Annotated in this window: 3 protein-coding genes and 1 pseudogene; 3 read left to right on the plus strand and 1 reads right to left on the minus strand. The window is 71.5% G+C overall.

Annotated features, from left to right (window positions below):
* The first annotated feature begins 23 nt into the window (after positions 1-23).
* On the plus strand, positions 24-3,554 hold the full coding sequence (locus tag GFD30_RS21520; RefSeq protein WP_153027228.1) for an ABC transporter ATP-binding protein: 3,531 nt from the start codon (positions 24-26) through the stop codon (positions 3,552-3,554).
* Positions 3,555-3,754: 200 nt separating this feature from the next.
* On the opposite strand, the gene GFD30_RS21525 is transcribed toward GFD30_RS21520, so the two are convergent.
* Positions 3,755-4,138: a MerR family transcriptional regulator gene (locus GFD30_RS21525; RefSeq protein ID WP_153027229.1), complete on the minus strand. Its 384-nt coding sequence runs from the start codon at positions 4,136-4,138 to the stop codon at positions 3,755-3,757.
* Positions 4,139-4,187: 49 nt separating this feature from the next.
* Here GFD30_RS21525 and GFD30_RS21530 point away from each other — a divergent pair, with 49 nt between their 5' ends.
* Both GFD30_RS21530 and GFD30_RS21535 read left to right on the plus strand, forming a co-directional pair.
* Positions 4,188-5,147 (plus strand): alpha/beta hydrolase, encoded by a 960-nt coding sequence (locus tag GFD30_RS21530; RefSeq protein ID WP_153027230.1) that lies wholly within the window; start codon positions 4,188-4,190, stop codon positions 5,145-5,147.
* 617 nt (positions 5,148-5,764) lie between these two features.
* Positions 5,765-6,186 (plus strand): annotated as a pseudogene (locus GFD30_RS21535) (hypothetical protein); the annotation flags it as partial.

The raw sequence follows: 6,186 nt of genomic DNA on the forward strand, positions 1-6,186 counted from the left end.
CCCGCGTCCCCAGACAGGAACTCATGAGGCTCCCCGTCCTGCTCCAGGCTCCCCCCGAGCCGATCCCCGTGCGGCCCATCCGCATCGATGCCGACACCACGCCGAGGCGCCTGACGCTGCGGGTGATGGCGGCCGCGCCCAGGCAGGTCGTCCCCGCCTCGATCCTGCTGGTCATGCACCAGATCGGCGAGTCGCTCGTGCCGGTCATCATGGGCTTCGCGATCGACCAGGCGGTGGCCACCGGCGACCCCGTACGCCTCGCGCTCTGCGTGGCCCTGCTCGGCGCCGACTTCGCGCTCCTGTCCTTCAGCTACCGGTTCGGGTCCCGCTTCGGGCTGCTCGGCATCGAAGCAGTCCAGCACCGGCTGCGCACCCTCGTCGCCGACCGGCTCCTGGACCCCGCCGGCGTCAAGGGCCGCGCCGGGCTCCCCGGCGTCTCCCTCTCGATCGCCGCCTCCGACGTGAACAACCTCGCCAGAGCCGTCTCCATCGCCGCCTGGCCCGTCGGCGAGCTCGCCGCGGTCATCCTGTGCGGCACCGTGCTCATGGTCTTGTCCTGGGAGCTCGGGCTCATCGTGCTCATCGGCGTCCCGCTGCTGCTGCTCATCATGGACCGCGCGGGCGGGCCCCTGCGCCGCCGCAGCCGCGACCAGTCCGCGCTCGCCGCCGAAGCCTCAGGCAAGGCCGCCGACCTCCTCGCCGGGTACCGGGTCCTCTCCGGCCTCGGCGCCCAGGCCGCGGCCGCCGACCGGTACCGTCGCGCCAGCCGCGACGCCCTCGACGGCAGCCTCCACGCCGCCGGCGCCCAAGGCGTCTACACCGGCTCCATGAACCTCGCCTCCGGGCTGTTCGTGGCCGGGCTCGCGCTCGTGGCGGGGCTGCGCGCCTGGAACGGCGACCTCACCGTCGGCCAGCTCATCACCGTCGTCGGCCTGACCCAGTTCATCATGGGCCCCTTGGGATCCTTCTCCAAGAACGCGGGCACGATCTGGGCCGCCGCCCTCGCCTCCGCCGAGCGGGTGCTCTCGATCCTCCAACTCCCGCCGCACGAAGCCGCCCACGGCGACGCCGAGCCCGAAGCCGTCGACGGCAAGCTCAGCCTCGCCGGCGTCCGCACCGGCCACCTCGACGGCCTGGACCTCGACGTGGCCCCCGGCGAATGCGTCGGCCTCCGCGCCGACCCGGCCGCCGCGGCCGACCTGGCCGCGCTCCTGTCCGGCAGCGCCGAACCCGACGCCGGCGCGGTCACCTGGCAGGGGCGACCGTTCAGCGACTACGAGCTCGAAGCGCTCCGGCGCTCGGTGCTCGTCGTCCCGCACCACGCCGCCCTCTTCGACGGCAGCATCCTCGACAACGTCGGCCTCCTCACCGCCCGGCGCGAAGCGGTCGACGCCGCCCTCGACGCCGCCGACTGCGCCGAGATCATCGAGGCCGCCCCTGACGGACTCGACACCCAGGTGGGCGAGGACGGCCTGCGACTTTCGGGCGGCCAGCGCCAGCGCATCGCCCTCGCCCGGGCCCTCGCCCAGGAGCCGCCGCTGCTGGTCCTCCAGGACCCGACCACCGCCGTCGACTCGGTCACCGAATCGCGCATCGCCGAACGACTCAGGGCCGCCCGCGGCACCCGCTCGACGCTGCTCATCACCGACGCGCCCGCACTCCTGGCGGTCTGCGACCGCGTCATCGACCTGCGCCCGGAAACACCCGGCGACGACCCGGCGGACGGTGGCCCGGTCCGTGACGACCCGGCCGACGGCGACCTTGCGGAGGCGAACGCCGGTGAGTTACCGCCTCGAACTGCCCACCGTCGATCCTCGAAGCGAGACCGCATGAGCGACAAAGCAACCGGTGAGACCCGCGAGACCCTCCCGCTCGCCACTGCCGCGCAGGTCCGTTCCGAGGTGCGGCTCGCGCTCAAAGGCGGCACCTGGAAGGTCGTCGGGGTCGTCGTCCTGTTGACCGCGGGCTCCGCGGCCGGGCTCGCCACGCCGTGGGCGCTCGGCGCGCTCGTCGACGCCGTCGCCGAGACGCAAGGCACCGAACGCATCTGGCTCCTCGCCGCCACCATCGCCGCAGGGGCGCTCTTCGCCGCGCTGTTCGACGGCCTCGGCCAGGTCGGCGCCACCCGCCTGGTCGAGCGCGTCCTCGCCTCCACCCGCGAACGCATGGTCGCCCGCGGCCTCGCCCTCCCGCGCGCCGCACTCGAACGCGCCGGCGCCGGCGACCTTGTCAGCCGCGCCGGAGACGACGTCGCGGTCATCGCCGAGGCCGCGCCCTATGTCGTCCCGGCCGTCACCGGCTCGGCCTTCACCATCGCCACCACCGTCGTCGGCATCGCCGTCCTCGACTGGCGCTTCGCCGTCACCGCGCTGATCCTGGTCATCCCCGTCTACGCCATCACACTGCGCTGGCACCGCCGCAACGCCCCGCAGATCTACGAGGCCGAGCGCGCCGCCATGGCCGAACGCGCCCAGCACCTCCTCGCCTCGCTCCGCGGCATCGAGACCGTCCACGCGTTCGGCCTCTCCCGCGCCCACGCCGCCCGCATCGCCCGTGCTTCGTGGGCCGTCACGATCTGGGCCGTGCGCGCCCGCACAGTCGTCAACGGGTTCTTCGCCCGCATCAACCTCGCCGAATTCCTCGGTATGAGCTCGATCCTCGTCGTCGGGTTCTGGCTCGTCCGCGAAGGCCAGGGCAGTGTCGGCGCCGCGACCACCGCGATGCTGTTCTTCCTGCGCCTCTTCGGCCCCATCAACGAACTCATGTTCGTCGTCGACGAACTCCAGTCCTCGCTCGCCTCGATGCGCCGCATCGTCGGCGTCATCCACGCCGACAAGTTCACCGCCACCGAACGGCCCCAACCGGAAGGAGCCGCGGCCGACGCCAAGGGCATCCGCTTCGAATACCTCCCCGGCCACCCGGTCGTCGACGACGTCTCGCTGCGCATCGGCCCAACCGAGACCGTCGCCCTCGTCGGCTCCTCCGGCGCCGGCAAGTCCACACTCGCCGCGATCGTCGCCGGCGTCCTCGACCCAGGGGCCGGGACCGTCGCCGGCTCGGCCGCGCTCGTCACCCAGGAGGTCCACGTCTTCGACGGGACGCTCCGCGAGAACCTCGACCTCGTCAAACCCGACGCGACCGACGACGAACTCGAAGCCGTCCTCCGCCGTGTCGGCGCCGAATCCCTCCTGAACCTGCCCGACGGCCTCGACACCGGCATCGGCGACCGCGGCGTGGAGCTCACCCCGGCCCAGGCGCAGTCGCTCGCGCTGGCTCGGGTGGTGCTCCTCGACCCGCCGCTCGCGGTCCTCGACGAGGCCACTTCCGAAGCCGGAAGCGCCGACTCGGCGGCCCTCGACCACGCCGCTGCCGCCGCCCTCGAAGGCCGCGCAGGACTCCTGGTGGCGCACCGCCTCGATCAGGCCGCCCGCGCCGACCGGATCGTGGTGATGGAGAAGGGCCGCATCGTCGAAGAGGGCGCGCACGACGACCTCGCGAACGCCGACGGTCCGTATGCACGGGCCTGGAGCCTCTGGACGCGTGGCCGCTCCTGAGTGAACCAGAGTCGACGCCCCGCCTCTGCCGCTCACGTGTTCGCTGCGTCGCCGACTCTCCCCCAGGGAGCGAGAGCGAGGTCGGGCTACTCACCGAACTCGCGGCGAGCCAAGTCGCAGCGGAACTGCACGGACGACGCGCCCCCGCGGAAGACGCGGCGAGCACCCGTCGAAGGATTGATGTCGGAGGCGGCCGGCTCTCAGGGCTGTTCGAGCCGTAGTTTGAACTCGGGGCATGCGCTGATCGGGCTGTGGTTGCAGCTCACGGCGTGACTCAAGCTGGCGCGCATGCGGGTGAGGCGTGCGATGTCGACGTCGATCTGGCGGCACTTCTCGGCCAGTTGCTCGCGGAGCGCGGTGTCGTCGGGGGTCGCTTCGAGGAAGCGTCCGATCTGGGCGAGGGTGAATCCGACCGCTCGGGCGCAGCGGATGAGCTCGAGCCGGCCCAAGACCTCGGGGTGGAAGGTGCGACGGATGCCGTTCCGGCCGTGGGATTCGATGAGGCCGCGCCGCTCATAGAAGCGGAGTGCCGACGGGGTCAGCCCTGCGCGCTCGGCGACGTCGGCGATGTCGAGCAGATCCATGCCGTGGTTCCCTTGACTTGAAGTGTGGTTCAAGATGAACCATAGTCCCATGACTGACAACGATCTTGTCCCGGCCGCGCTCCATCCGCAGGTCCAGGCATATCTGGACCGTATCGCCAAGGCCGGATTCGGTGCGCTGCACACGTTCACGCCCGAGCAGGCCCGGCTGGGGCTGCAGCGGCAGATCCCGCTGCTCGCCGAGCCGGAACGGGTCGAGGCGGTCCGCGACACCGAGATCCCGAGCCGGCGAGGACCGCTGAGGATCAGGATCTACACGCCGCTCGGCACCGAGCCCGGGCGGTTGCCGGTCACCATGTTCTTCCATGGCGGCGGGTTCGTCCTCGGCAGCCTCGACACCCATGACGGGCTGTGCCGCAGTATCGCCAACGGCGCCGGAACGCTCGTCGTGTCGGTCGACTATCCACTCGCCCCCGAGCACCGGTTTCCTGCGGCACCGGAGGCGTGCTTCGCCGCGACTCGCTGGGCGGCGGAACATGCGGCCGAGATCGGCGGGGACGCTTCGCGGATGGCCGTCGCCGGGGACAGCGCCGGAGGGAATCTGGCTGCGGTGGTCACGCACTTGGTGCGGGAGCGCGGTGGGCCCGACCTGGTATTCCAGTTGCTGATCTATCCCGACGTGGACTTCCGCCGGACGAGTTGGAGCATCCGGGAGTTCGCCGGCGTGTACGGCAACATCACCCGCGCGGCGCAGGACTGGTTCATGGACTTCTACGTGCGCGACGGGGAGGACAAACTCAACCCGCTGGTATCGCCGTTGCTCGCCTCCGATTTCGCAGGGCTTCCCAGTGCACTGGTGATCACCGCCGAGTTCGATGCGCTTCGCGACGAGGGCGAGGCTTACGCCGCGCGGCTCGCCGATGCTGGCGTTTCCGTCGCGGCGATCCGCTATCCAGGCATGATCCATGAGTTCCTCCGCCACCGCTTCGATGAGAGCGAACGGGCCCGCCAAGACGCCGCTGCGGCTTTGCGCGCCGCCTTCAGCAGGTGAATCCGGTCCGTACAGTGGAAGTGAGGAGGAGCCGGAACGCGCGGTCGCAACGCCGCGGATCACCCAGAACGGTCTGGGAAGGCGGCGACCGGTGATCGGCTGTCGGCATCTTCACATTTCAGTGCCGACATGCCGGACGGCTCTCGCGTCACTGGGGGGCCGTCCGGATTCGATGGCCGGGATGGTGGTGATCGGGGTTCAAGCGGCGGCGACGGCGGGGGTGGGACGGTCGCAGGGTCGGTTGCGGTGGCCGGGGCCGCGGTGTTCGGGGTTCGGGCGGCGGCGACGGCGGGGCGGGGACGGTCGCAGGGTCGGTTGCGGTGGCCGGGGCAGTGGTGTTCCGGGTTCGGGCGGCGGCGACGGAGAGGTCAGTGCCGATCCGGGGCGGACGGCGGCAATGCCGGTCCATTGTGGCAGCGGTCCGGGCGTGGTCCGGTCACGGTTCCTGTTGCACTACAAGCATCTTGGCCCGCGCCGATGAAACTCCCTCATCAAAGTTCACTCCACCGGGTGTTGCCACCACCAGTCACATCGAGTCACTATTGACTCACACGATTCGCACACGCTGACGGAAAACCGCACCGCATTCGAGAACAGCCGAAGGGAGGCGAACCCCCGTGGACACCGCGATCCCCGCCCCGAACCCCGCAACGCTCGCCTCCCGGACCGAGGCACCCGCGCAGGCGGCAGCGGTCCGCACCGCCCTGGACGAGGCCGCGGCGGCGATCAACGCCCACCACGCCACCGTGCTCGGTGCGGTGATCGCAGCGAAGCGGGCGAACCTGCACCGCACCTGCTTCGGGTTCTCGGCCCTGCGCGACTGGCTGGTCTCGGCCTTCGACTTCCACCGCCAGACCGCGGCCGACATCGCCGCCATCGCCCGCCTCGCCACCAAGTTCCCCGCCCTCACCCACGCCGCCGTGACCGGGGCGGCCAGGATCGACCAGGTCGCCTACGCGGTCCGGCAACTGGACAAGACCCCCGCGGCGCGCCGGTTCGCCCCCACCCCCTTCCGGGCACCGGTCCCCTCCCCCTTCGA

This window comes from Glycomyces albidus (assembly GCF_009451885.1).
In the GTDB taxonomy this organism is placed as follows: domain Bacteria; phylum Actinomycetota; class Actinomycetes; order Mycobacteriales; family Micromonosporaceae; genus Glycomyces; species Glycomyces albidus.